Origin of the sequence: Proteus sp. G2300, assembly GCF_009915965.1 — a bacterium.
GTDB classification, from domain to species: domain Bacteria; phylum Pseudomonadota; class Gammaproteobacteria; order Enterobacterales; family Enterobacteriaceae; genus Proteus; species Proteus vulgaris.
Window position 1 is genome coordinate 109,468 of the sequence record NZ_JAABNK010000023.1, and the last position, 24,313, is coordinate 133,780.

The following is a 24,313-nucleotide window of genomic DNA, read 5'->3' on the forward strand; positions in this document are numbered from 1 at the left end:
AAAATAGCTAAGGTAGCGGTACTAACAGTACAGCGGTAAATAAGTAATACACACCTAACACCACACCAGCTGAAATAATAAAACTGTATATGGGTTTTACGATCGCATATTTCATCATTAATGGTGCAGTAATAATTAACCCAGTAAAAATAAAACCTAAATAATCTGATGCGAATACATAAAAAAGAATAATTCCGATAATTAAGAAGACAAATTTTATTTCATGCCATGTTACCAATGGAATATCACTTTCTTGTTTACGTGAAAATATATCTATTAATGAAAATATAATCATGCCTCCGCCAATAATAGAAGGCATAAACGCGGCACCATATTCACTAAAATCCCCTAATGAATACGCGCTATAAACAATAAGGAATAAACCAAAGCAACAAAATATTAGCGATAGAATATGACGATTTAGCATAAGCATAAAAACGGCTGTTATTCAGCCGTTTCCTCAGTTATTTCTTTATAATTTCACCAAACTTTTTATCTTCATTGGCCATAAATTGAGTGGCATCATCGCCGTATAATTCGATAACTTCAAAACCTTGTTTATTTGCAAATTCGGCTAATTCACCTGATGCATACACTTTTTTCATGGCTGCGGTGAGTTTATCTTGCACTTCTTTATCGAGTCCTTTGGGTGCCACTAACATATTCCATGCTTGCAGATCCCAATTGTAAGGTGTGGCTTCTTTGAATAAGGGGACATTAGGGTAAAAAGTTGATTTTTCGTTTGACATAATAGCCATATGTTTCACTAAACCGGCTTTTACCATACTGTCAGCTTCACCTAATGAAGAAGTCACGATATCGACACCTCCTGATGCTAATTCTTGTAATGCAGCACTTGCGCCTTGAGAAGGAATAAAACGAATAGCATTATCTGGTAACCCTGCCGCACGCAACATACCAATCGTATTAAGGTGCCAAATTGAATTTAAGCCACTGCCTGATGCTTTTAACTTACCCGGATTTGCTTTGGCGTAATCGATAATTTCTTGTGCATTTTTAAATGGTGATGATTTTCCAACTTGCAATCCACCATAGATAACAGCAAGACGTGTGATAGGCGTGTAATCTTGATAGGTTAAGTTCGTCATACCTTGGTGATGCATCATGGTAATTTCAACCGTTGCAATTCCTAGCGTATAGCCATCAGGTTTTGCATTTTTAATCGCATCATGACCTACAACACCACTACCGCCGGTTTTATTGACGACATTAACCGTTACGCCCAATTCTTCTTGTAGTCCTTTCGCTGCTAATCGTGCAACTGTATCAGTATTACCGCCCGCCGCCCAAGGAACTATGATAGTAATCGGTTTCTCAGGATATTGAGCAAAAGCCGGAAGTGTAAAAATGGAACTGCATAGGGTAAATGCCAGAAGTGTTTTTTTCATTATACGCACCTTTTCTCATTGCAGATTATTTGAGGCCGAATATCTTCAAGCCTTGATTTAAGGCGAGCCTGCACTTGAGAAAGGACAGGCATTGCTGTTACGCCTTTTTGTTCTATGAAGGCAGAGAGGAAAGCACTAGCAAATAAGACACATTCATGCATTGTTCCCCCTGCGGCTATCTTTGAAGCAAATGCGCCGTTAAACGCATCTGTTGCTGCCATCGTATCCACACGTAATGATGGCATAGGTGGAATATGGAATGTGGCTCGACCATCAAAATAAACCACACCAAGTTCATCCATATAAATAATCACTTTCTTACTTTCGTCACCGGAAATAATACTGATCGCCTGTTTTGCATCATTAATATCGTTTATTTCAATATCAGCCCAATGCGATGCTTGGTTTGCATTTAAAGTAATAAAATCAAGATATAAATAAAGTTGTTTTAGATTTTCGTTATAAGGTGCAACATTCAATATAACGATTTTATTAACCGACTTAGCAAATAAGGCGGCCTTAATATTGGCTTCTATATTAATTTCGCCTTGAAGCAATAACACATCTGCTTCACTTACATAAGGCAAAGAAATATCAATTTCTTGTTGAGAGAAGGTATTATTTGCCCCTAAATAAGTTGCTGTAATATTGTTTTGTGTTTTGTCAGCTAAATAACTAATCGAACTACCTGTTGGCACCGTTTCTGTTTGAAAAATAGTGAAAGAATCAATACCACTTTCTTGTAAATATTTATAAGCGTATTTACTAAAATGATCTTCACCAACTTTCGTTATTAAATGGACTTTAGCATCAGAAAAACTAGCAGCCATCGCCTGATTTGTTCCTTTACCACCAGGACCTATCGAATTGCTTTTTGAATTAACTAATTCACCAACTTTCGGAAAAGATTCGACATTGGCGATAATATCCACCACAAACGATCCTAACACACAGACTTTCCCTTCTGGTTTTCTATCTTTACGTTCTCTAACGATTAATAAATCGTGCAATAAACATGAAATATCAAAACTATCACTGAATTTACTTATTTTTTTAATTTCTTGTTTCCCTAGTATGGCGCCACCATGACAACGTTTGATCAACCCTTCTCCTTCAAGGTATTTCAAATCACTGCGAATCGTCTCCAGCGTCACGCTGAATTTCTCCGCAAGTTGAGCCACTTTAACTTTCTTTTGTTCCCTGATGATGGTGTAGATTTCCTGTCGCCGTTCTTCTGAAAACATATAAAGTGCCTCCGTATCATTGATAACGAGAATAAGGATATCAGGCTTGTGATTCTGCGATGGTATTCAAAACAAAAAACCAAAAACAGAAGTAAAACCAAATCCAAGCAATTTAGATCACATTTTTTTAACACAACATCAATTGGTACACGTTAAAAATGAGAGGTGAAACGAGTCGAATAATGAAGAGTCATCTAGAAAAGAGAGGTAGAATCAGCCGTTCAAAGACGGCTGATAAGATAACGAAACATATTAATACAAAAGAGATTATTTTTAAATGTAAATATTACGTTAAATACTATTGCTTGAGTATTTAATTTAAAAAGGCATTGAGCAGATAAAAACCTACCAATGTGAGTAAAACCACCACTAAGGTATTACGTATTTTAAGCGCTAATCCAACACATAATAAGGTGCCCCAAAGATAAGGATTGTCAATAATACCTTTAAATTCGCTTTTTTCTAACAGCACGATCGGCGCGCAAATAGCGGTTAATAAACAAGGTGCAGAATACCCTAAAGCTTGTCTGATCACTGACGGTAATTTAATGGGGATCGCCGGTTCAAGAAAGAAATAACGCAACATGAAAATGACGAGTGCCAAAATTAATAATAACGACCATGTCATTTTTGTTCTCCTCTTATTTTCGCAACACAAACCGCGATAAACATACCGGTTAATCCCCCAATAACGACACCACCTTCTATATTCAACCAATTGAAAACAATTGAGAGGCAAAAAGAGACGATCACGCCCACTAAAGTACTAAATGTTTTTATTAATGGGATCACAATTGCCAATAATGTGGCAACAATAGAGAAATCAAGATGATAACGAGATAAATCAGAAACTTGACTGGCCATAATAATACCCACGATACTGACTGCCACCCACGCTAAATAAAAACACAATCCCGCACCTATCATATAAGCGGGTGTTAATTTCACTTTAGGTTGTGCTGAAACGGCAAAAAGCTCGTCAGTCAGTAAAAATCCGATGGTAATACGCTGATACCATTTTAAATGGGCAACATAAGGACGTAAGGTTAAACCATATAAAAGATGTTGAGCAGTAATAAAAAAAACAGAAACAATAATCGTCAACATACCGGCACCAGAAATCACCAGTCCTAATGTCACTAATTGTGCCGCCCCCGCAAAAATAATGGCAGACATTCCGACACTTTGTGCAAAAGTTAACCCTGCATCAACAGCCATTGAACCGGCTAATATTCCCCATGGAATAACAGCAAGACATAAAGGTAAGACATGCAAAGCCCCTAGGCCAAAAGCACGCATTATTTGCCTATTTTCATTATTATTTTTCACCATTTATCTATCTTCGCTTCTAAGACATCAATTCTATATGGAATGATTATCAGTCAATAAAAATAAATGGGCTTGTATAAAATTGCTATTTTGTTTTTTTTATTACAGTCAGTGGCGATTTCAAAGAAGAAGGCAATTGAAGCCCCTTCAAATAATTGCCTGGTGTAACACCAATGGTATTTTTGAAATGACGATGAAAATGGCTTTGATCAGAAAAACCACAACGTTGTGTCACATCCGTAAGTGTGTGACCTAAAGAGAGTAATTGTCTTGCTTTTCGAATCCGTGCTTGAATAAGCCAAGCATGAGGAGTCATGCCTATCTCTTTTTTAAATTGACGTAAAAAATGCCATGGGCTTAAATTCACCATTTCAGCCAATGTATTAAGTGAAAACTCATTTTCAGGTGTGTCATTCATTTATTCACTTATCCATTGTAATCGTTGACCTATTACGCTTAATGGCTTTGCTTGAGTTCTTGTTTTGCTATAACGCAAAATCAACATTGCCATTGTGGAAAGTAATAAAGACTCTTTTAGAAGATAATTATTGGGTTGTCTCAGTAATGAAAAAAGCAATAAAAGTTGTTGACTTAAACCGGGATCGTGAATAACAGCATCAGGAAACCAAGGTGTTGCACCCTGCTCTTGTTGTAGATCACGCGTTAATGTTTGCAGATATTCCGGTGTAGGATAAATGGCCTGATAAGCCCAACCTGATTCTACCGCAGAGGAGCCGGTGTGGACTTCGTCAGCATTAACTATAATAATATCGCCTTTAGGGGCGATATGTTCGCTTCCTGTACGATAAAACTGTTGTGCGCCATCATCAATTACACCAATACAGAAGCCTTCATGAGTATGACGTGAAAAAGTTTGATGTAAATACTCAGCTTGTAGATAAGCAAGACGATTAAGCTCAGGAAGGTGAATAAGTTTAGCCTGCTCTTGTCGCATTGAATATTGACTCCATCAACAGTAAAAATCATCAGCTTGTATCATAAACACTATACTGATGATTGCATAAAATTGCTCAGTCTTACTCATGTCGTTGATGAATTTTTGCTGGAACAAAAATTTGATGAACTTCTAAGTTTGTCTGGTTAATTAATCCCATAACCAGTCGGAAACAATATGATGCTAATTCAGGATTATTTTGTGCAACAGTATCTATTGGCATTGATAATGAATCATACAAATAGTGATCATCAAAACCAGCTAAATAGACTTCATTTTGCATTATTTTATTTTGACTTAGATAGCGCAACACTCCATCTAATAAGCCACAAGCAGAAGTAAAAACAAACTTAGGCGATCGCCCTAGCGATGCACACAAAGAGCCAAACATTTCATAACCTGAACTTGGGTGATAATGCCCATGTATGATCCACTCTGATTTTAGATTGATTTGTGCTTGTGAAAGCCCTTGGGTGAAACCCAAAAGACGATCTTTAGTCGGTGAAAGCGTTGATTGCCCACCTAGGAAATAAAATTCATCAATACCTTTTGTCGAAGCAATTTCTGCAATAAGTTGTTGTGTTGCCGTTATTGAATCGGTGACAACAAAAGGTAATGTTGTTCCTTCAAAATACCGGTCAAATAACACAACAGGTATTTGTTTACTTAAACGTTGATATTCAAAATCACTTTGTAAACAAGAAGCCACAATCAAACCATCAATTTGACGTGATAATAGATGTTCGATTGCCAGCGTTTCTTGAGCAGCATTTTCATCAGTACAAGAAATAAGTAATTGAATACCTGCTTCTCTGCATAATATTTCAAGTTCATACGCCACAGAAGCAAAGCCATAGTTAGTAATATCAGGAATAACCAACCCTAATGCATAACTACGGTTATCACGTAAAGAGCGAGCATGAATATTAGGCTGATACTGATATTGTTCAGCAATAGCCGTAATACGCGCGATAGTATCATCAGATACACGCATCTCTTTACCACGACCATTTAATACTAAACTTGCCGTTGTTTTTGAAACGCTCGCTAATTTTGCAATATCGGTGATCGTGATACGTTTTTGTTTTTTCACTATTGTTCTACTTAATGTCACGTTCGCTAAACTTAAACTGTTTTATTGTTTATATAATTGTATTTAACTGAGTAATGCATTCTTTAATTGCCAAGTTGTGAGGTTTATTGTGTCTTTTCCCAAGAAACAGATAGTCTGTTTTTCTAAAGGGAAAAAACGGCTACTCATCACACCGGCTCCGCCATTAAAGAAAATCTCTACACTAGAGCTATCACATAATATTTGAAGATGTTTTATATCACCAGACCAGAAACGTGATTGCCACTCCCCGTTTTTAACACTACGGCGTTTTAACACGGCTTGATTATTTTCAATGAATAAAGCAAGAGTATCAGAAAAATAAATAGTAAGAGAGCCAAATAGCTCTACTTCAAATTCAAACGAAAATCCGCTGATATCTGGCGCATCATCAGCAATACCCTGCCAATATGCTGGCTTTTGTCTGAGTTGCTGTAACTCTTTTACGGGTTGTTGATAAAGCATCCCTTCTTTTATATGTAATTCGCGAGGGCAAGTCATTTGGTGTATCCAGCCATTAGCAATGGTCGGTTGGTACATCTCTTCACCATCAGGAACTCCCATCCAACCAAATAATAAACGTCTGCCATTCGCTAATGTGGTTTGTGGTGCGTAAAATTCAAAACCTGCATCTAGTTCGATTAAATCACCATGCTGAAATTGCAATGTTGAATAATCAAAGTCTCCTATTAAATAGGCACTAGAATGCGAATTTAAAAATCGTTGTTGCTCTCTTTTTATACCTTGGGGACATGTTAATAGAATAAAGCGATCATCTAGTTCAAAGAGATCTGGGCATTCCCACATATAACCCGCATCAGCTAACCCGCCTAAATAACTTCCCGCTAACTCGCCGGCTAATTGCCATTGATATAAGTGAGATGCACGATAGAGTAAAACCTTACCCTGTTTATCTAAGTTTTGTGCGCCTAATACCATGTACCAGATATCATTATATTGCCAAATCTTCGGATCACGGACATGACCACTATAGCCTTCAGGAAGCCCTAATACAGGCCCTAACTTATCAAAACCTCCCTGCTGATTTTCAACAGCTAAACATTGCCATGCCGTACGAGAGCCATCCTCAAATTTGACATTACCAGTATAACAAAGGGTTAATTGCCCTTGGTAGATCACGGCACTACCGGAATAACAGCCATCTTTGTCATAAAATTCATCAGGCAGTAAAGCAACAGGTTGATGCTGCCAAATAATCAAATCCTTTGAACGCCAATGACCCCAACATTTATTTTTATGCTCACAAGACAAAGGATTCCATTGATAAAACAGATGATAATATTCACCATCAAAACAAAACCCATTGGGATCATTCAATAATCCCGTTACTGGTGCTAAATGCCAATGTGGATAGTATTTATCTTTTACCGCTTTAGTACTATTACGCATAACCGCTTGTAAAATCGCAGATAACCCTTCGTTTGTGTTCATTTATGCAGACTCCACTTTGTATTTCAGTAAAAGAGAGATAACAAACGCAGTCACAAAGGCAATCACAAGGCCAATAATATAGTTCATAATTGAACCTGCTTGCACGATTGCAATCCCCGGAATAGCAGTCAACCCTACGGCTGTCATATAAACATGCGAGCCTACAACCCAAGCGCCTCCAGCCGCACCACCAATTAACGCTGCAATAAAAGGTTTTCCATAACGTAAATTAATCCCGAAAATGGCCGCTTCAGTGATACCTAACATAGCGGAAAAACCAGATGGGATTGTGATTGCTTTAATTTTTGCATCATTGGTTTTAAACCAAACAGCAATACAAGCACCACCTTGAGCAATATTTGCCATTGCCCAAATCGGCAATAAAAAATTAACCCCAATATTTGGGTTACCTAATAAACCCGCTTCGACAGCATGAAAACTGTGGTGAATACCCGTAATAACAATCACAGAATAAAGGCCACCAAAAATCAGCCCTGCTATCCAACCCGCTTGTGTAATTAAGGTGCTTAATAGTAATGAAATACCATCACCTAAAAAACGACCAACAGGCCCTATAACTAATAACGCCACAAAGCCCGAAATAATAACGGTTAAAAATGGCGTGATAATTAAATCGAGTGCATTAGGAACAACTTTACGTAATTGTTTTTCCAACACACTCATAAACCAAACGGCAAGTAAGACTGGAAAAACAGTACCTTGATAACCAATCATTGCCACCTCTAACCCAAAGAAGTTCATGGTGTTAAAACCAGCGGCAACGCCCCATGCGTTAGTTAATGCAGGATGCGTTAAAATTCCACCTAATGTAGCGCCAAGATAAGGATTTCCGCCAAACTCTTTTGCCGCAGTAAAACCAATCAAAATAGGCAAAATAATAAATGCCGCAGAGCTACACATATCTAACATGATATAGAGTGCATTATCAGGACTCACCCACTGGTTAGTTTTCATTAACCCAAGTAGCCCCATTAATAAACCTGACGCCACAATGGCAGGAATAATAGGTACAAAGATATTAGAAAGCAGTCTAGCTATTCGCTGAAATGGGTTGAGCTTTTTGGCGGCAATATTTGCTGCTTCAGATTTACTTGATTCACCAATACCCGCTGCAGCAATAAAGGCAGCATGTACTTTATTAACTAAGCCAGTACCAAAAATTACCTGAATTTGTCCTGCATTACTAAAACACCCTTTTACACCTTCTAATTTATTAATTGCCTCTTTATCAGCTTTAGTGTCATCAACAAGTACAAGTCTTAAACGGGTAGCACAATGCGCCGCACTGGCAATATTTTCAGCACCTCCTAACAAAGGCACTAGTTGGCGAGCAATATTCTCAATATTCATCATAGCCTCAGTAAGTCTAACTTCGTTTATAAACGAATTAATCGCAATGTAAAAAAACTAAAACGGTTTAGCTAATAATCTGATTAAATAAAAACTCATCTAAAATGGCAATAAAAATAGGAATAAAAACGCTTTATTTGTGATCTGAAAGACAAAAAAGATACGTTACTTGTCTTATTTTGATGATGACAAGGAAGTCAGCTCAACGTAAAAGCTAAACAATTTATTTATTATTTAGCTGAGAAAATTAATATAATGTTAAATAATTCTTATTTAGGAAGCAATGACCCAATAATTAATTTTATTGGAAAATAATCTAGTTAAATCTGATAGATAGCATATTATCACTTGGTCTATTCTTTGTTATCAGTAACATTATCATATCTCACTAATCGTTATATATTTAACTATATATCAGTATTAATCAAATGATTAAATTTAAATAATACAAAAACTTAAGTTAACCCTAAAAACTGGTAACGCTTGTAATAAATCACTTTTCTTTGATGTAAAGCAACTACAACTTTTAGAAAATACGTAGTATCCACATTAACAGTTGGGTTTTATTACCTACGTTAAAGTGCTTATTTTTTAACAATAATAACAATAATTATTTCTCTATAAGCTTGTTAGCTTCTGTTTTTTCTTAAAAATATAAATAATCAAGTGAGTAATGTATGAAAAACATCAAAGAGATGGCGTTACTTTCCACTCCCTTATCTCGCCGTCGTTTTGTAAAAACAGGTGCAGCGGGTGGTCTAGCAATAACCGCGGGGGGATTATCACTCCCTTTTAACCAGGCTGTTGCCTCAGAAACAAAGCCAGCAACGAACAACGAAAAAGTGGTGTGGAGCGCCTGCACCGTAAACTGTGGTAGCCGTTGCCCACTACGTATGCATGTTGTTGATGGTGAAATTAAATATGTAGAAACTGACAACACTGGCAATGATGTCTATGAAGAATTACACCAAGTCCGAGCCTGTTTACGTGGTCGTTCTATGCGTCGCCGTGTTTACAACCCAGACCGTTTACGTTATCCAATGAAACGTGTTGGCCAACGTGGTGAAGGTAAATTTGAACGTATCTCATGGGATGAGGCCTTCGATACGATTTCAGATACCATGAAACGCCTGATAAAAGATTATGGTAATGAATCTATTTATCTGAACTACGGAACAGGTACTTTAGGTGGCACCATGACAAAGTCATGGCCACCAGGAGCAACATTAATTGCTCGTTTAATGAATTGTTGTGGTGGTTATCTTAATCACTACGGTGATTACAGTACGGCACAAATTGCGGCTGGCTTAAATTACACCTATGGTGGTTGGGCTGACGGCAATAGCCCTTCAGATATTGAAAATACCAAACTTGTCGTGATGTTCGGTAATAATCCTGGTGAAACACGTATGAGTGGTGGCGGTGTCACCTATTACGTTGAACAAGCGCGTGAAAAATCTGATGCACGAATGATTATCATCGACCCACGCTATACCGATACAGGTGCAGGCCGCGAAGATGAATGGATCCCTATTCGCCCAGGAACGGATGCCGCATTAGTTAATGCGTTAGCTTATGTCATGATCAAAGAAGACTTAGTTGATAAGCCTTTCTTAGATAAATATTGTGTTGGTTACGATGAAACTACGATGCCAGAAGGTGCGCCAAAAAATGGTCACTATAAAGCCTATATTTTAGGTGATGGCGCAGATGGTCAGCCCAAAACCCCAGAATGGGCAGCGCAAATTACAGGTATTCCCGCTTCACGTATTGTTAAATTAGCACGTGAAATCGCAACAGCGAAACCGGCTTATATTACACAAGGCTGGGGACCTCAACGCCGTTCTAATGGTGAGCTTGCTTCTCGCGCTATTGCGATGCTCTCTATTTTAACGGGTAATGTGGGGATTAACGGCGGTAATACTGGTGCTCGCGAAGGCTCTTACAGTATTCCTTTTGTGCGAATGCCTACGCTAACAAACCCTGTCACCACCAGCATTTCCATGTTTATGTGGACGGATGCCATTTTACGTGGCCCCGAAATGACGGCAACGCGTGATGGTGTTCGTGGTAAAGACAAATTGGATGTGCCGATTAAAATGGTTTGGAACTACGCAGGTAACTGTTTAGTTAACCAACATTCTGAAATCAATCGTACTCACGACATTTTGCAAGACGATAAAAAATGCGAAATGATTGTGGTGATCGATAACCATATGACTGCATCAGCTAAATATGCCGATATACTGCTCCCTGATTGCACTGCATCGGAACAGATGGATTTCTGTATGGATGCATCAGCAGGTAATATGGCATATGTGATTTTTGCTGATCAAGCAATTCAACCTCGCTTTGAAAGCCGTAATATCTATGAAATGACGAGCGAAATTGCAAAACGTATGGGGGTGGGTGAAAAATTCACTGAAAACCGAACTCAAGAAGAGTGGTTACGCCATCTTTACGAACAATCTCGTCAAAATTTACCAGAACTTCCAACATTTGAAGAGTTCCGTGCTCAAGGGATCTTCAAAAAACGTGATCCTGAAGGCCATCACGTTGCTTATCGTAAATTCCGTGAAGATCCTGAAAACAATCCATTAACAACACCATCTGGTAAAATTGAGATTTATTCATCTCAACTTGCTGACATCAAAGCGACATGGGAACTCGCATCTGACGATGTCATTGATCCCCTGCCAATTTATTCCGCTGGCTTTGAAAGTTATGGTGATCCAGCAATGGAAAAATACCCATTACAAATGACCGGTTTCCACTATAAGTCACGTACTCACTCAACTTATGGCAATGTGGACGTTTTAAAAGCGGCATGTCCACAAGAAATATGGATAAACCCTGTTGATGCATCAAAACGCGGCATAAAACACGGTGATTTAGTGCGTATTTATAACGATCGTGGTGAAGTTAGGATCAATGCAAAAGTCACGCCTCGTATTTTGCCGGGTGTTGTCGGTCTAAGTGAAGGTGCTTGGTATAACCCAGATAGCAACCGCATTGATCACGCGGGTAGCATTAACGTGTTAACGACACAACGCCCTTCGCCACTAGCTAAGGGTAATCCTTCTCATAGTAATCTTGTTGAAGTCGTCAAGGCGTAAGGAGTCTGGTTATGTCAACGCAATATGGTTTTTACATTGATTCAAGTCGTTGCACCGGCTGCAAAACCTGTGAACTGGCGTGCAAGGATTTTAAAAATTTATCCCCTGAAGTCAACTTCCGCCGTATTTATGAATATGCAGGTGGTGATTGGACTGAACAAGACGGCGTTTATACACAAAATGTATTTGCTTATTACTTATCCATTTCCTGTAACCACTGTGACGATCCTGCTTGTGCAAAAGTTTGTCCGAGTGGTGCAATGCATAAACGTGAAGATGGCTTTGTTGTCGTTAATGAAGATATTTGTATCGGTTGTCGCTATTGTCATATGGCTTGCCCTTACGGTGCACCGCAATTTGATGAAGTCAAAGGTCATATGACCAAGTGTGATGGTTGCTATGAGCGTGTGGCAGAAGGTAAAAAACCGATTTGTGTTGAGTCTTGTCCACTACGTGCATTAGATATGGCACCGATTGAAGAGTTACGTGCTAAATATGGTGATTTAGCTGAAATCGCCCCACTTCCTTCAGCAAAATACACCAAGCCAAATATTGTCCTTAAATTAAATGCCAATAGCCGTCCTGTGGGTGATACCACCGGTCATCTGGCAAACCCAGAGGAGGTGTAAGATGGTGGGATTGCATGAATGGCCACTAATGTTCTTTACTGTTATCGGTCAAAGTGTTGCGGGCGCCTTTATTATTATGGGATGTGCCATCCTTTCGGGTAAGTTTTCTCCTGAAATGAACCGAAAAGTACATTACAGCATGTTTGGTCTTTGGGCGTTAATGGGGATCGGTTTTCTATTATCCATGATGCATATGGGAACGCCATTACGCGCATTTAACTCATTGCTTCGTTTGGGACATTCTTCATTAAGTAATGAGATTGCCAGCGGTTCCATTTTCTTTGCACTGGGAGGTATTTACTGGTTATTGGCTGTACTTAATAAAATGCCAGCTACATTAGGTAAATTATGGGTCACATTGGTAATTATATTAGCCGCATTATTTATTACAGCGATCTCTCGCGTATACCAAATTGATACCGTTCCAACGTGGTATAACAACTACACCACATTTAATTTTGTGCTGACAGCCTTTATCGGTGGCCCTATTTTAGCGGCACTTTTAATGCGCATTGCAGGTTTTAATTTAAACTGTGTTAGTGCATTGCCATTACTCAGTGTTATCGCCATTATCGTTAGCGCCATTGTGGCAACATCACAAGGCTTTGAATTAGGATCTATACAAACTTCTGTACAAAAAGCCGTCGATTTAGTCCCTAACTATGGTACTTTAATGGGAATAAAATTAGTGGCTTTAGCTTTAGGCTTAAGTTGCTGGATTGCACCGCTTCTGCGTAAAAATAACCCTTCAGTTGCGTTATTAGCGTTGGGCTTTATTTTAGTGTTTGTCGGTGAATTTATAGGGCGCGGTGTGTTCTATGGTTTACACATGACTGTCGGCATGGCGGTTGTTGGTTAATTAAAGGCTCACCCTTTAAACCGTTGTAATAGTAAAAAGCACACACTTTTTATCTGTTACGGCGGTTTTCTTTTTATAATGCGGTATCACTCTTTTTTAATCTTCGTCATTATGTTTAGATAGAAAATCGCATATAGTAAAGACAATAAATCTAAGCGGATTATAAAAATATTATGGAACAACAACTTATTACTGACATTTCTCTTACCGCCCGTATTTTAGGTGCAGCGTTTTATTATGCACCCACTGAAAAAAGTGACATTGTCGAACTGCTGTCGAGTCAAAAGTGGGTTGAAGAATGGCCTTATGGCAATGAGGAAGAAAAGCAACGTATTGCAACGCTACTTTCACAAACCTCATTTAATGAAGAAACTTTAGCACAAGCTTATCAGCGTTTATTTGTTGGCCCTTACGCACTTCCTGCTCCACCTTGGGGCTCTGTTTACCTTGATCATGAAAATGTATTGTTTGGTAATTCCACATTAGATCTACGCGAGTGGATGCTAGAAAACGGTATTGATATTGCGTTAACTCAAAATGAGCCTGAAGATCACTTTGGTTTAGTGGTGATGATGGTCGCATGGGTTGCAGAAACACGTCCTGAAAAATTAAATGAGCTATTAGCTGAACACCTTCTACCATGGGCTTATCGTTATTTAGAAAAGTTATCTTTGCAAGGGGCATTCCCTTATTACGAAGGTTTAGCCATGCTGGCAACATTAACGCTCAAAAGCTGGCAATTGCAGTTAAATATTACCCCTGCTGAAAAACAATTATTTTGTTGATTTACAATTGACAGTAAAAATGTGAAGCCCTAAAGGCGAAAGAAATTCTCGCTTTTAGGGCTTTGATATATAAAAAGTTAACGTTCTTAAGATTGTTTCGACCAAAACTGATAAAGCCTAGGTTGTGTTTCATCTTCGGTTTTTATCTGTGTAAATTGAAGGCCTTCTTGTTGCTCTGGTTCCTTTCTTAATACTTTAGCAATATGGGCTGTCGATAGTCCGTAAGGCTCTGCATCCTCATTAGAATAGGCATAAAAAATTTTAGAGATCCCCGCCATACGCATTGCGGCAAGACACATTGGGCAAGGTTGCCCACTAGCATAAACAATACAATCATCTAATTTTGTTCGCCCTAATACTTTGCCGGCTTCCCGTAATGCTAATAATTCAGCATGGGCAGTGGGATCATTTGTCGTTATTATTTGATTAACGTCACTTGCAATCACTTGACCATTATTCACAATGACCACTCCAAATGGTCTTCCCCCTACTTTCACATTATCCATTGCAAGCGATATGGCTTGTTGTATAAATTCATTATCTGACATTATTTTGCCCCCGCTTGTTCAAGTATATTAACGATGTTTGTATAGCCTTTATCTTTAGCTAAAGTTAATGGTGTGTGGCCAGAGCCATCGGCGAGGTTAACGTTAGCTCCACCTTCAATAAGTAAAGTCACAATATCTTCATATTTTTGGCTACCATCACCCAAGATAATGGCTTCAATAAGCGCAGTCCAACCTAAACGATTAATATGATTAACATCCACACCAGCATCAATCAATGTTTTTACAGTCTTTACATGGCCTCGCTCAGAGGCAGGGATTAATGCCGTTCCACCATAACGATTAACACTTTTAAGAGAGGCTCCATGTGATAAGGTTAATTCTAAAATTTCCTGTAGCCCTCTCGCTCCCGAGTAAAGATAAGGTGAATCATGAATCGCGTCACGGGCATTAACATCAGCGCCTTTTTCTATCAGATATTTTGCGACATCAATTTGATTAGCATGTGTGGCCGCCATTAAGGGTGTGCGTAATTTTAGATCACGTTGTTCAATATTTGCACCTTGTTCTATCTGACGTTTTAATTCAGATAAATTTCCCTCTTGTGCCAATGTAACTAAGTATGCTTTATCAGAATTTGCCATCGCTTTAACCATAAAGATAGATGAAATCATTAACAGGCTTAAGAAGTATAAAAACCATTTAGCCTTTAGATAGAGAGTATTCATTCAATATCTCCTAGAAAGTGCTAATTTCCACTCATTTAATTAGCATACTCTTTGAACTCACCCTCATATCTAACAAAGGCGTGACATTATTTCAACAAATCAAGGGGTAATAAACCATCTATTAAGTCATTTTTATACTTTTTTTACACTTCCCATATCTCTTTTATCAACATCTTTACAGACCTTTAAGTACGCTCACTCAATCTAAATAGTAAAAGGAATGTTCTGATGTTGATATTCGGTGCTGTGATATTAGTTGTTTTGCTCACTGCTTATCTAGTTTATGTGTTATTTCACGCAGAGGCATTTTAAAAATGGCAACTATGATTTTGATATATCTTGCTGTTTTTCTGATTACGCTATTTGTAATGGGAAAAATGCTCGGGCATTATTTGGCTCGCCTAATTGAAGGTGATTTACCTCATTGGGTTACTCAAACTGAACATGTCATTTGGCGTTGCTGTGGTTTTAAACCCGCTGGTAAAGCCATTCAGTCTATGAGTTGGTATCACTATATGCTTGCTCTACTTATTTTTAATTTAATGGGCGCAATTTTATTATTTATCATACTGCTTAACCAAGGTTATTTACCCTTAAATCCGCAATTTGCCCCTAATATGAATTGGGATTTAGCGCTAAATACTACCATTAGCTTTATTACAAATACTAACTGGCAAGCTTATAGTGGTGAAACTGCCGTCAGCTATTTGAGTCAAATGACAGGACTTGCTGTACAAAACTTTTTATCTGCTACAACAGGTATTGCTGTCGCTTTTGTTTTAATTAGAGCGTTAACTCAATCTTCTTGTACCTCATTAGGAAATGCTTGGGTTGATATTGGTCGCATTACATTATATGTATTACTGCCTTTAGCGATTATTTGGTCGCTGTTATTTGTCAGTCAAGGCGTTATACAAAACTTTCATCCTGCAATATTAAGTCAAGGTCTTGATGGGCAACAGCAATGGTTACCCATGGGCCCCGTAGCCTCTCAAGAAGCAATAAAGTTATTAGGCACGAATGGCGGTGGCTATTTTGCGGCAAATTCGGCTCATCCTTATGAAAATCCAACTTCATTCAGCAACTTCTTACAAATACTTGCTATCTTTCTGATCCCCACCGCATTGTGTTTTGCCTTTGGTCGCTTAAGCGGAACAGCGCGCCAAGGTTACACCTTACTTTGGGCCATGACGCTGATTTTCATTGTTGCCGTTGGTGTTATTACTTGGGCTGAATGGCAAGGAAATCCAGAGTTTATATTCGCTGGCACTGACAGTTCACTGAATTTAGAAGGAAAAGAAACACGATTTGGCATAATCGGTAGCGCCATTTTTGTTGCTGTCACAACGGCGGCTTCTTGTGGTGCTGTCAATGCAATGCATGATTCATTAACAGCATTAGGTGGCATGGTGCCTATGTGGTTAATGCAAACGGGAGAAGTGGTATTTGGCGGAGTCGGTTCAGGGTTTTACGGCATGATCCTCTACGTCTTATTAGCCGTATTTATTGCGGGATTAATGGTTGGTCGTGCACCTGAATACCTTGGCAAAAAAATAGGCGTTTCGGAGATGAAATGGGTCGCCATTGCCATTTTAATTTCCCCTACCGTTGTTTTATTAGGTACAGCTCTCGCTTTATTTACGGATGTAGGCCGTGAAGCAATTTTAAATCCAGGTCCTCATGGTTTTAGTGAAGTGTTATATGCTTTTACTTCTGCTGCTAATAATAACGGTAGCGCTTTTGCGGGACTCAATGTCAATTCACCTTTTTATAATCTGTCATTAGGTATCGCAATGCTCGTTGGTCGCTTTGGTGTCATGTTACCTGTTTTAGCTATTGCAGGAAGTTTAGCCGTAAAAAAACGTCAGCCTGAAAGCTTAGCGACACTTTCTACCACTTCACCACTGTTTATTTTGTTATTGATCCTCTCCGTATTAATGATTGGCGCACTTACTTTTGTTCCAGCATTAGCGCTGGGCCCAATTGCTGAACATTTACAGTTATTTTGGGCAAAATAAGGATACGTATCATGAAAACAACGCAACTTTTTGATAGAAAAACAATAATATCAGCTTTCTTAGATGCGATAAAAAAATGTACGCCTCAAGCGCAATGGCGTAACCCTGTTATGTTTATTGTTTATGTGGGTGCACTCATAACAAGCGGAATTTGGTTTGCCTCGCTGTTAGGATATCTCCCTGATGATAACCACTTCACTTTCCAAGTGATGTTTTGGTTATGGATAACACTGTTATTCGCCAATTTTGCTGAATCATTGGCAGAAAGTAGAAGCAAAGCACAAGCAGCAAGCTTACGTGGAGCAAAACAACTCTCTAAAGCAATACGTTTGCATCATGCCGATATTCACGCTCCTCAAGAAAGCATTGATTCACTCTTATTACAGCAAGGTGATATTGTTTTAGTAAATGCAGGTGAAATTATTCCTTGTGATGGTGAAGTCATTGAAGGGGGAGCTTCTGTTGATGAAAGCGCAATTACGGGTGAATCAGCTCCAGTGATCCGCGAGTCGGGTGGTGATTTTTCTTCTGTCACAGGCGGTACAAGAGTGTTATCAGATTGGTTGATTATTCGTTGCACCGCAGAAGCGGGTAATTCATTTCTTGATCGCATGATTGGAATGGTTGAAGGAGCAAAACGCAGAAAAACACCAAATGAAGTAGCTTTAACTATCTTATTAACAGCACTGACACTTATTTTCTTATTAGCTTGTATCACCCTTTATCCGTTCAGTGTTTTTGCTGTCGAGTTTCAAGGACATGGCGACGTTATTTCAATTGTAACCTTAATTGCTTTATTGGTATGCCTTATTCCTACAACGATTGGTGGTTTACTTTCATCAATTGGTGTCGCAGGTATGAGCCGTATGCTAGATGCGAATGTTATCGCAACCAGTGGTCGTGCAGTAGAAGCTGCTGGCGATGTGGATGTTTTACTGCTTGATAAAACAGGCACCATTACCTTAGGTAATCGCCAAGCATCCCGCTTCATCCCCCTTTCAGGGATCAGCGAAAAACAACTTGCTGATGCTGCTCAGTTAAGCTCTCTTGCAGATGAAACACCTGAAGGTCGCAGTATTGTGATCTTCGCTAAACAACGTTTTAATTTACGTGAACGCGATTTAACATCAATGGGAGCCTCTTTTATTCCTTTTTCTGCAATGACACGAATGAGTGGCGTCAATATTGGAGAGCGATTGATCCGCAAAGGCTCGGTTGATGCGATTCGCCGTCATATTGAAGTCAGCCATGGTCATTTTCCTGATGAAGTCACGACTCTCGTTGAACAAGTAGCAAGAGCAGGAGGAACACCGCTGGTGGTCGTTGAAAATCAACATATTCTCGGTGTTGTTGAACTTAAAGATATAGTGAAAGGTGGCATTAAAGAACGTTTCGCCCAACTTCGTCAAATGGGTATAAAAACCGTCATGATCACGGGTGATAATCATCTTACAGCGGCAGCTATCGCTGCTGAATCTGGTGTGGATGATTTCCTAGCTGAAGCAACACCTGAAGCAAAATTAGCGTTGATTCGACAATATCAATCCGAGGGGCGATTAGTTGCGATGACAGGCGACGGAACTAATGATGCTCCCGCATTAGCCCAAGCCGATGTAGCAGTTGCAATGAATTCAGGAACACAGGCTGCCAAAGAAGCTGGAAATATGGTCGATTTAGACTCTAACCCAACAAAATTAATTGAAGTTGTGCATATCGGCAAACAAATGTTGATGACACGCGGAGCTTTAACCACATTTAGTATTTCCAATGATATTGCTAAATACTTTGCCATTATTCCCGCAGCCTTTGCTGTCACTTACCCTCAACTTAATATGCTGAATGTAATGCACTTACATTCCCCATCATCAGCAATGCTATCTGCGGTTATTTTTAATGCCTTAATTATTGTTTTCTTGATCCCACTCGCTCTTAAAGGTGTGAATTATCGCCCTGTATCAGCACACGCATTACTTCGTCGTAATCTTTCTTTATACGGGATCAGTGGATTATTAGTGCCTTTTATAGGGATTAAAATGATCGATATGATTTTAGCGTTCATTGGGCTTTAAGGAGTTATATATGCATCTATTTCGTTCATCATTAGTGATGTTATTATTACTCACACTAATAACAGGACTCGCCTATCCTTTGCTAGTTACTGGATTAGCCAATCTTATTTTTCCATGGCAGGCGAATGGATCACTTGTTTACCAAGAGAATAAACTTATTGGCTCAGAATTAATTGGGCAACAATTTACTCGTAATGATTATTTTAAAAGTCGTCCATCGATGACATCAGAAATGCCGTACAACAGTTTAGCATCAGGGGCAAGCCAACTAGCTCCCTCAAATCCATTACTCCTTAATGAAATAACTAAACGTATTCAAACATGGCAAAAAGTAGTTAATAATCAAAATACGATTCCTGTTGATTTAGTCACGGCATCAGGAAGTGGACTTGATCCTCATATTTCATTAAAAGCAGCCTATTACCAATCTGAAAATATTGCACATTTTCGTCAACTCACTAAAAATGAAATTGAGCAATTAATAAAAGATCATACAACATTTCCTCTAATGTCATTTATGGGTGAACCTGTTGTGAACGTATTTATGCTGAATCAAGCACTGGATAAATTAAGTGCTGAAAAACAACAGAAAGTGAGTACTCAATAGAATGGAACACGATGAACAATGGCAACGCCCTTCTCCTGATGATCTACTTGCTTCAACGCGAACCACCACTCGTGGGCGTTTGAAAATATTTTTTGGGGCTTGTGCTGGCGTAGGGAAAACCTACGCCATGTTGCAAGAAGCTCAGCGCCTCCTCCAACAAGGTATCGATATTCTTGTGGGGGTTGTTGAAACACATCAACGACAAGAAACTGCAGCATTATTAAGTGGATTGCCTGTATTACCACCACAGCGTATTCATTATCATGGTAGAAAATTAACAGCGTTTGATTTAGATGCTGCTTTAGCAAGACACCCTGCGGTGATCTTAATGGATGAATTGGCATTTAGTAACCCCCATAAATGCCGACATCCTAAACGTTGGCAGGATATTGAAGAATTATTGGACGCGGGTATTGATGTACTTGCTACGATAAATGTACAACATATTGAAAGTCTTAATGATATTGTTGGTAGTATCACTGGTATTCGTGTCCAAGAAACAATTCCGGATTATATTTTTGATAGTGCAGATGAAGTAGTAATGGTGGATCTCCCACCTGATGATTTACAACAACGATTAAACGAAGGCAAAGTGTATCTTGCAGGGCAAGCCGAGCGTGCAATAGAACATTTTTTTCGCAAAGGCAATTTAATTGCTTTACGTGAATTAGCCTTACGCCGTATGGCTGATCGTGTGGATACACAAGTTAAAGAATTCCGTGATAGCCAAGGAACAGCTCCCGTTTGGCACACAACAGATAGTTTGATGGTTTGCCTTGGTGCACATGGTGGCAATGATAAATTAGTTCGTACAGCGGCGCGTTATGCCGCTACTTTTGGTTGCCAATGGCATGCCATTTATGTTGAAACGCCTAAACTTCATCAAATTGGTGAGCATAAGCGTCGAGCAATTTTACATTCATTAAAACTGGCTCAGCATCTTGGTGCAAGAACTGCAATCCTTTCTGACAATCATGCAGAAAAAGCCGTGATCCGTTATGCCAGAGAGCATAATTTAGGGAAAGTAATTATTGGTCAACGTGCTTATCAAAAGTGGCAATGGTTAAAGCGTTGGATACGTATGCGTTTTTCTGAAAAGTTAGCGCGATACGCACCCGATCTCCATGTTATCAGCGTTGCGCTTAATGATGAGGAGCTCCGTTATAAAACCAAAGCACCACAACTCCAAAATGATAAATGGCGACAAAATCTGAAAGGTTATCTTACTGCCATTGGATTATGCTTAGTAATAACCTTATTTTCTCGTACTTTTCTATTAGCGCTTGATAAGGCTAATTTAGTTACCCTTTATTTATTGGGTGTCGTGTTAATTGCACTTTTTTTTGGCCGTCGCCCTTCCATTTTTGCAGCGCTAATTAATGTCATTAGCTTTGATCTATTTTTTGTACAGCCTCATTTTTCTCTGGCTGTCTTAGATATGCAGTATTTAGTTACATTTACAGTGATGCTTATTGTCGGGCTAGTGGTAGGTAATTTAACCGCAGGCATGCGTTATCAAACTCGTGTTGCACGTTATCGAGAACAACGCACTCGACATTTATTTGAAATGACCAGAGAACTTAGTCGAGCAGTGACTTTACAAGAAATAGCTCATACAAGTTATCATTTTTTATCAAGTGCATTTGATGCCAAAGTCTGCTTACTTATTCCCAATAAAAAAGAAGAGTTAACACCTTTTTATGCTCAAGGAATGGGCCATTTACCTATTGATAATGCAATTGCACGCTGGTGTTATGACAAAGATCAAGTTGCAGGCGCGGGTACTGACACGCTTCCTAGCGTCCCTTATCAATTACACCCTATCACTGCATCTCAACAAGTCTTAGCTATTTTAGCCATTGAGCCCAATAATCTTCGTCAGCTACTTATTCCTGAACAACAACAGTTATTACAAACGTTTAATGGACTGATTGCCAATGCTCTTGAGCGATTACAACAAGCTGAACTGGCTGAACAATCACGGATTAATATAGAACGAGAACAATTACGAAATGCACTGTTAGCCGCTCTTTCTCACGATTTAAAAACACCACTTACGGTACTTTTTGGGCAATCTGAGATCTTACTTCTTGATTTAAGTGCCGAGGGTTCTTCACATACTGAACAAGTGAACCAAATTCGACAACAGATCCTTACAACCTCGCGTTTAGTAAATAATTTACTTGATATGGCGCGTATTCAATCAGGTGGAATTCAAGTAAATTTACAATGGAATTCACTGCAAGAGATTGCTGGAAGTGCAGTTCGCTCACTTTCATATTTACTAGATAAACACCCATTACAAATTGATATTTCGGCCAACCTATTGCTTTATTGTGATAGCAATTTAATTGAACGTGTAATCACTAATTTACTTGAAAATGCGGTTAAATACACGGCATCAAACACAGAGCTAGGTATAAAAGCCTACACAGAAGAAACAAAAATTCATGTTGAAGTATGGGATGAAGGTAAAGGTATTCCCCGTGATCAGTTACAGCTTATTTTTAATAAATTTTCACGAGCAGTGAAAGAATCTGCAATTCCTGGCGTAGGATTAGGTTTAGCAATTTGTAGTGCAATTATTCGGTTACATGAAGGTGAAATTTGGGCTGAAAATAACAAAAAAGGTGGAGCAAGCTTCCACTTTGTTTTACCTTTAAAGCAACTCCCTGATATTGACGAGATTGAAATAAAACAGTGACACCATATAACATTTTAATTATTGAAGATGAAAAAGAGATTTTACGTTTCATTCGACTCGCTTTAGAGAATGAAGGATTTCGTGTTTATGAAGCTTCTGAATGTCAACGAGGATTAATAGAAGCCGCATCAAGAAAACCTGATTTAGTGATCCTTGATCTTGGTTTGCCTGATAAAGATGGGATCTGTTTTATTCAAGATTTTCGCCAATGGAGTAGCACGCCTGTTATCGTCCTTTCAGCACGAGATTCAGAACAAGATAAAGTAAACGCACTTGATGCTGGAGCCGATGATTATCTGACTAAGCCCTTTGGCATTAGTGAACTCCTTGCTAGAGTAAGAGCATCACTGCGCCGCTTCGTTAAACAAGAAACAGAAAGCACACAATTTATCTTTGGCGATATTACTATCGATTGGATTAATCGTGTTGTCACTCGTCAAAATACGCTGGTTCATTTAACGCCAACAGAATTTCGCTTACTCAGTGAACTGGTTAATAACAGTGGTAAAGTACTTACTCAACGGCATTTAATGCAACATGTTTGGGGGCCTAATTTTGTCGAACATAGCCATTATTTACGTATTTATATGGGGCATCTGCGTCAAAAATTGGAAGTAGATCCCGCATGCCCTATACACTTCATAACAGAAACAGGGATTGGTTATCGATTTATGCCTTAATATCCTCACCAATTTCAATATATTCCACATCATTAACAGTCAGATATTCAATGTCTTTATTTTTTTAGATAATAGAAAGTCATTAAATTTTCATTATGATACATGCATACCTCCCCAAATAAATTGCCCCAATCATTTCCCGTTAAGTGCAATAAACTTGATCATATCAACAGTATTTTTATTCCATAATAACAGGGGCTTACGACTAAAAGGCCATAGTATGTCATCAACAAAAGTCACTTGATTTGCACATGAGCCTTGAGTGATATGAAGTAAAATTTGAGAGCCTGATATCGCTGTGAGAAGTTGAATAAAAATCATCGGTTCATTAAGTGTTGTGGTATACCAAGCATTTATAGAGTGAGGTAAATATAATTTATCTCTAATTGGCTGAATATCCATTATATCTATACCAATATGTTCATCTTTATTAACATTCTTTTCTCTCATTACTGTTTTTAATATTCTTATTATTTTCATAAACTCAAATTTATTTTAAATGTTTTAAAAAAACTCAATAAAAATATATTAATTTCATTATATTGATAATGAACAAAGTTATTTACTAGTGGGTTTTACTTAATATCTTACCTTAAATATACTGTTTACCCTTATAATTATTTATTATTACAAATCAATAATTAAGCAAAAACACCAAGTAGAAATAATTAAATTAATAAAAAACCTATCCCCTTCTATATTTAATAATAGAAGTGGATAGGTTAAATTATCGATTAATAT

General features: G+C 38.5%; 20 protein-coding genes and 1 pseudogene. 9 read left to right on the forward strand and 12 right to left on the reverse strand.

The window, feature by feature from the left end:
- Nucleotides 1–7: 7 nt before the first annotated feature.
- The 9 genes and pseudogenes from GWI97_RS12035 to GWI97_RS12075 all read right to left on the reverse strand — a co-directional run bounded on the left by GWI97_RS12035 (nt 8) and on the right by GWI97_RS12075 (nt 8,871).
- Complete coding sequence (locus GWI97_RS12035; protein WP_036936840.1) at nt 8–433, reverse strand: tripartite tricarboxylate transporter TctB family protein; 426 nt, start codon at nt 431–433, stop codon at nt 8–10.
- A gap of 31 nt (nt 434–464) precedes the next feature.
- Nucleotides 465–1,409 carry a tripartite tricarboxylate transporter substrate binding protein gene (locus GWI97_RS12040; protein WP_036936838.1) on the reverse strand — a complete coding sequence of 315 codons (945 nt, stop codon included), beginning with the start codon at nt 1,407–1,409 and terminating at the stop codon, nt 465–467.
- On the reverse strand, nt 1,409–2,653 hold the full coding sequence (locus GWI97_RS12045; protein ID WP_087802403.1) for a PfkB family carbohydrate kinase: 1,245 nt from the start codon (nt 2,651–2,653) through the stop codon (nt 1,409–1,411). The genes GWI97_RS12040 and GWI97_RS12045 overlap by 1 nt, the downstream gene beginning before the upstream one ends.
- Before the next feature lie 313 nt (nt 2,654–2,966).
- Entirely contained in the window at nt 2,967–3,281 is a 315-nt protein-coding gene (locus GWI97_RS12050) for an AzlD domain-containing protein (protein ID WP_036936833.1), read from the reverse strand.
- Complete coding sequence (locus GWI97_RS12055) at nt 3,278–3,985, reverse strand: AzlC family ABC transporter permease (protein WP_052038502.1); 708 nt, start codon at nt 3,983–3,985, stop codon at nt 3,278–3,280. The genes GWI97_RS12050 and GWI97_RS12055 overlap by 4 nt, the downstream gene beginning before the upstream one ends.
- A gap of 82 nt (nt 3,986–4,067) precedes the next feature.
- Nucleotides 4,068–4,937: pseudogene (locus GWI97_RS18635) on the reverse strand (AraC family transcriptional regulator).
- 82 nt (nt 4,938–5,019) lie between these two features.
- Nucleotides 5,020–6,033 (reverse strand): LacI family DNA-binding transcriptional regulator, encoded by a 1,014-nt coding sequence (locus GWI97_RS12065; RefSeq protein ID WP_224215490.1) that lies wholly within the window; start codon nt 6,031–6,033, stop codon nt 5,020–5,022.
- A gap of 60 nt (nt 6,034–6,093) precedes the next feature.
- A complete protein-coding gene (locus tag GWI97_RS12070; protein WP_036936827.1) occupies nt 6,094–7,500 on the reverse strand; it encodes a sucrose-6-phosphate hydrolase in 1,407 nt (468 codons plus the stop codon).
- Nucleotides 7,501–8,871 carry a sucrose-specific PTS transporter subunit IIBC gene (locus GWI97_RS12075; RefSeq protein WP_036936824.1) on the reverse strand — a complete coding sequence of 457 codons (1,371 nt, stop codon included), beginning with the start codon at nt 8,869–8,871 and terminating at the stop codon, nt 7,501–7,503. It abuts the gene before it with no gap.
- A 677-nt stretch (nt 8,872–9,548) separates the two neighbouring features.
- On the opposite strand from GWI97_RS12075, the gene dmsA reads away from it, so the two are divergent.
- The 4 genes from dmsA to dmsD all read left to right on the forward strand — a co-directional run bounded on the left by dmsA (nt 9,549) and on the right by dmsD (nt 14,260).
- On the forward strand, nt 9,549–11,987 hold the full coding sequence (dmsA, locus tag GWI97_RS12080; RefSeq protein WP_087802400.1) for a dimethylsulfoxide reductase subunit A: 2,439 nt from the start codon (nt 9,549–9,551) through the stop codon (nt 11,985–11,987).
- 11 nt (nt 11,988–11,998) lie between these two features.
- Complete coding sequence (locus GWI97_RS12085) at nt 11,999–12,616, forward strand: DMSO/selenate family reductase complex B subunit (RefSeq protein ID WP_023582154.1); 618 nt, start codon at nt 11,999–12,001, stop codon at nt 12,614–12,616.
- 1 nt (nt 12,617) lies between these two features.
- Nucleotides 12,618–13,475: a DmsC/YnfH family molybdoenzyme membrane anchor subunit gene (locus GWI97_RS12090; protein WP_036936817.1), complete on the forward strand. Its 858-nt coding sequence runs from the start codon at nt 12,618–12,620 to the stop codon at nt 13,473–13,475.
- 173 nt (nt 13,476–13,648) lie between these two features.
- Nucleotides 13,649–14,260, forward strand: coding sequence for a Tat proofreading chaperone DmsD (gene dmsD, locus GWI97_RS12095; protein ID WP_036936814.1), 612 nt, complete (start codon nt 13,649–13,651; stop codon nt 14,258–14,260).
- An 86-nt stretch (nt 14,261–14,346) separates the two neighbouring features.
- Here dmsD and GWI97_RS12100 read toward each other — a convergent pair whose 3' ends face one another.
- A complete protein-coding gene (locus GWI97_RS12100; protein WP_161752001.1) occupies nt 14,347–14,808 on the reverse strand; it encodes a nucleoside deaminase in 462 nt (153 codons plus the stop codon).
- Entirely contained in the window at nt 14,808–15,494 is a 687-nt protein-coding gene (locus GWI97_RS12105) for an ankyrin repeat domain-containing protein (RefSeq protein ID WP_036936808.1), read from the reverse strand. The genes GWI97_RS12100 and GWI97_RS12105 overlap by 1 nt, the downstream gene beginning before the upstream one ends.
- Nucleotides 15,495–15,808: 314 nt before the next feature.
- On the opposite strand from GWI97_RS12105, the gene kdpA reads away from it, so the two are divergent.
- Genes kdpA through kdpE form a run of 5 tightly spaced genes read left to right on the forward strand, consistent with a single transcriptional unit; the run spans nt 15,809 to nt 23,572 of the window.
- Complete coding sequence (gene kdpA / locus GWI97_RS12110) at nt 15,809–17,512, forward strand: potassium-transporting ATPase subunit KdpA (RefSeq protein ID WP_036936805.1); 1,704 nt, start codon at nt 15,809–15,811, stop codon at nt 17,510–17,512.
- 11 nt (nt 17,513–17,523) lie between these two features.
- Nucleotides 17,524–19,581, forward strand: a complete 2,058-nt coding sequence (kdpB, locus tag GWI97_RS12115) for a potassium-transporting ATPase subunit KdpB (RefSeq protein WP_161752002.1) — start codon at nt 17,524–17,526, stop codon at nt 19,579–19,581.
- Between the two features lie 10 nt (nt 19,582–19,591).
- Nucleotides 19,592–20,188, forward strand: a complete 597-nt coding sequence (gene kdpC / locus GWI97_RS12120; protein ID WP_036936802.1) for a potassium-transporting ATPase subunit KdpC — start codon at nt 19,592–19,594, stop codon at nt 20,186–20,188.
- Between the two features lies 1 nt (nt 20,189).
- Complete coding sequence (gene kdpD, locus GWI97_RS12125) at nt 20,190–22,892, forward strand: two-component system sensor histidine kinase KdpD (protein WP_036936799.1); 2,703 nt, start codon at nt 20,190–20,192, stop codon at nt 22,890–22,892.
- Complete coding sequence (kdpE, locus tag GWI97_RS12130) at nt 22,889–23,572, forward strand: two-component system response regulator KdpE (RefSeq protein WP_036936796.1); 684 nt, start codon at nt 22,889–22,891, stop codon at nt 23,570–23,572. Before kdpD ends, kdpE begins: the two co-directional genes overlap by 4 nt.
- Nucleotides 23,573–23,704: 132 nt before the next feature.
- On the opposite strand, the gene GWI97_RS12135 is transcribed toward kdpE, so the two are convergent.
- Nucleotides 23,705–24,022 carry a hypothetical protein gene (locus GWI97_RS12135; protein ID WP_036936793.1) on the reverse strand — a complete coding sequence of 106 codons (318 nt, stop codon included), beginning with the start codon at nt 24,020–24,022 and terminating at the stop codon, nt 23,705–23,707.
- Nucleotides 24,023–24,313 lie beyond the last annotated feature (291 nt).

Coding starts and splice junctions, on each gene's coding strand:
- kdpB (WP_161752002.1), top strand. CDS start 17,524: ATGAAAACAACGCAACTTTTTGATAGAAAAACAATAATATCAGCTTTC.
- kdpD (WP_036936799.1), top strand. CDS start 20,190: ATGGAACACGATGAACAATGGCAACGCCCTTCTCCTGATGATCTACTT.
- GWI97_RS12105 (WP_036936808.1), bottom strand. CDS start 15,494: ATGAATACTCTCTATCTAAAGGCTAAATGGTTTTTATACTTCTTAAGC.
- GWI97_RS12085 (WP_023582154.1), top strand. CDS start 11,999: ATGTCAACGCAATATGGTTTTTACATTGATTCAAGTCGTTGCACCGGC.
- GWI97_RS12040 (WP_036936838.1), bottom strand. CDS start 1,409: ATGAAAAAAACACTTCTGGCATTTACCCTATGCAGTTCCATTTTTACA.
- kdpA (WP_036936805.1), top strand. CDS start 15,809: ATGGCAACTATGATTTTGATATATCTTGCTGTTTTTCTGATTACGCTA.
- dmsA (WP_087802400.1), top strand. CDS start 9,549: ATGAAAAACATCAAAGAGATGGCGTTACTTTCCACTCCCTTATCTCGC.
- kdpC (WP_036936802.1), top strand. CDS start 19,592: ATGCATCTATTTCGTTCATCATTAGTGATGTTATTATTACTCACACTA.
- GWI97_RS12055 (WP_052038502.1), bottom strand. CDS start 3,985: ATGGTGAAAAATAATAATGAAAATAGGCAAATAATGCGTGCTTTTGGC.
- GWI97_RS12090 (WP_036936817.1), top strand. CDS start 12,618: ATGGTGGGATTGCATGAATGGCCACTAATGTTCTTTACTGTTATCGGT.
- GWI97_RS12070 (WP_036936827.1), bottom strand. CDS start 7,500: ATGAACACAAACGAAGGGTTATCTGCGATTTTACAAGCGGTTATGCGT.
- GWI97_RS12135 (WP_036936793.1), bottom strand. CDS start 24,022: ATGAGAGAAAAGAATGTTAATAAAGATGAACATATTGGTATAGATATA.
- GWI97_RS12100 (WP_161752001.1), bottom strand. CDS start 14,808: ATGTCAGATAATGAATTTATACAACAAGCCATATCGCTTGCAATGGAT.
- GWI97_RS12045 (WP_087802403.1), bottom strand. CDS start 2,653: ATGTTTTCAGAAGAACGGCGACAGGAAATCTACACCATCATCAGGGAA.
- GWI97_RS12075 (WP_036936824.1), bottom strand. CDS start 8,871: ATGAATATTGAGAATATTGCTCGCCAACTAGTGCCTTTGTTAGGAGGT.
- GWI97_RS12050 (WP_036936833.1), bottom strand. CDS start 3,281: ATGACATGGTCGTTATTATTAATTTTGGCACTCGTCATTTTCATGTTG.
- GWI97_RS12035 (WP_036936840.1), bottom strand. CDS start 433: ATGCTTATGCTAAATCGTCATATTCTATCGCTAATATTTTGTTGCTTT.
- dmsD (WP_036936814.1), top strand. CDS start 13,649: ATGGAACAACAACTTATTACTGACATTTCTCTTACCGCCCGTATTTTA.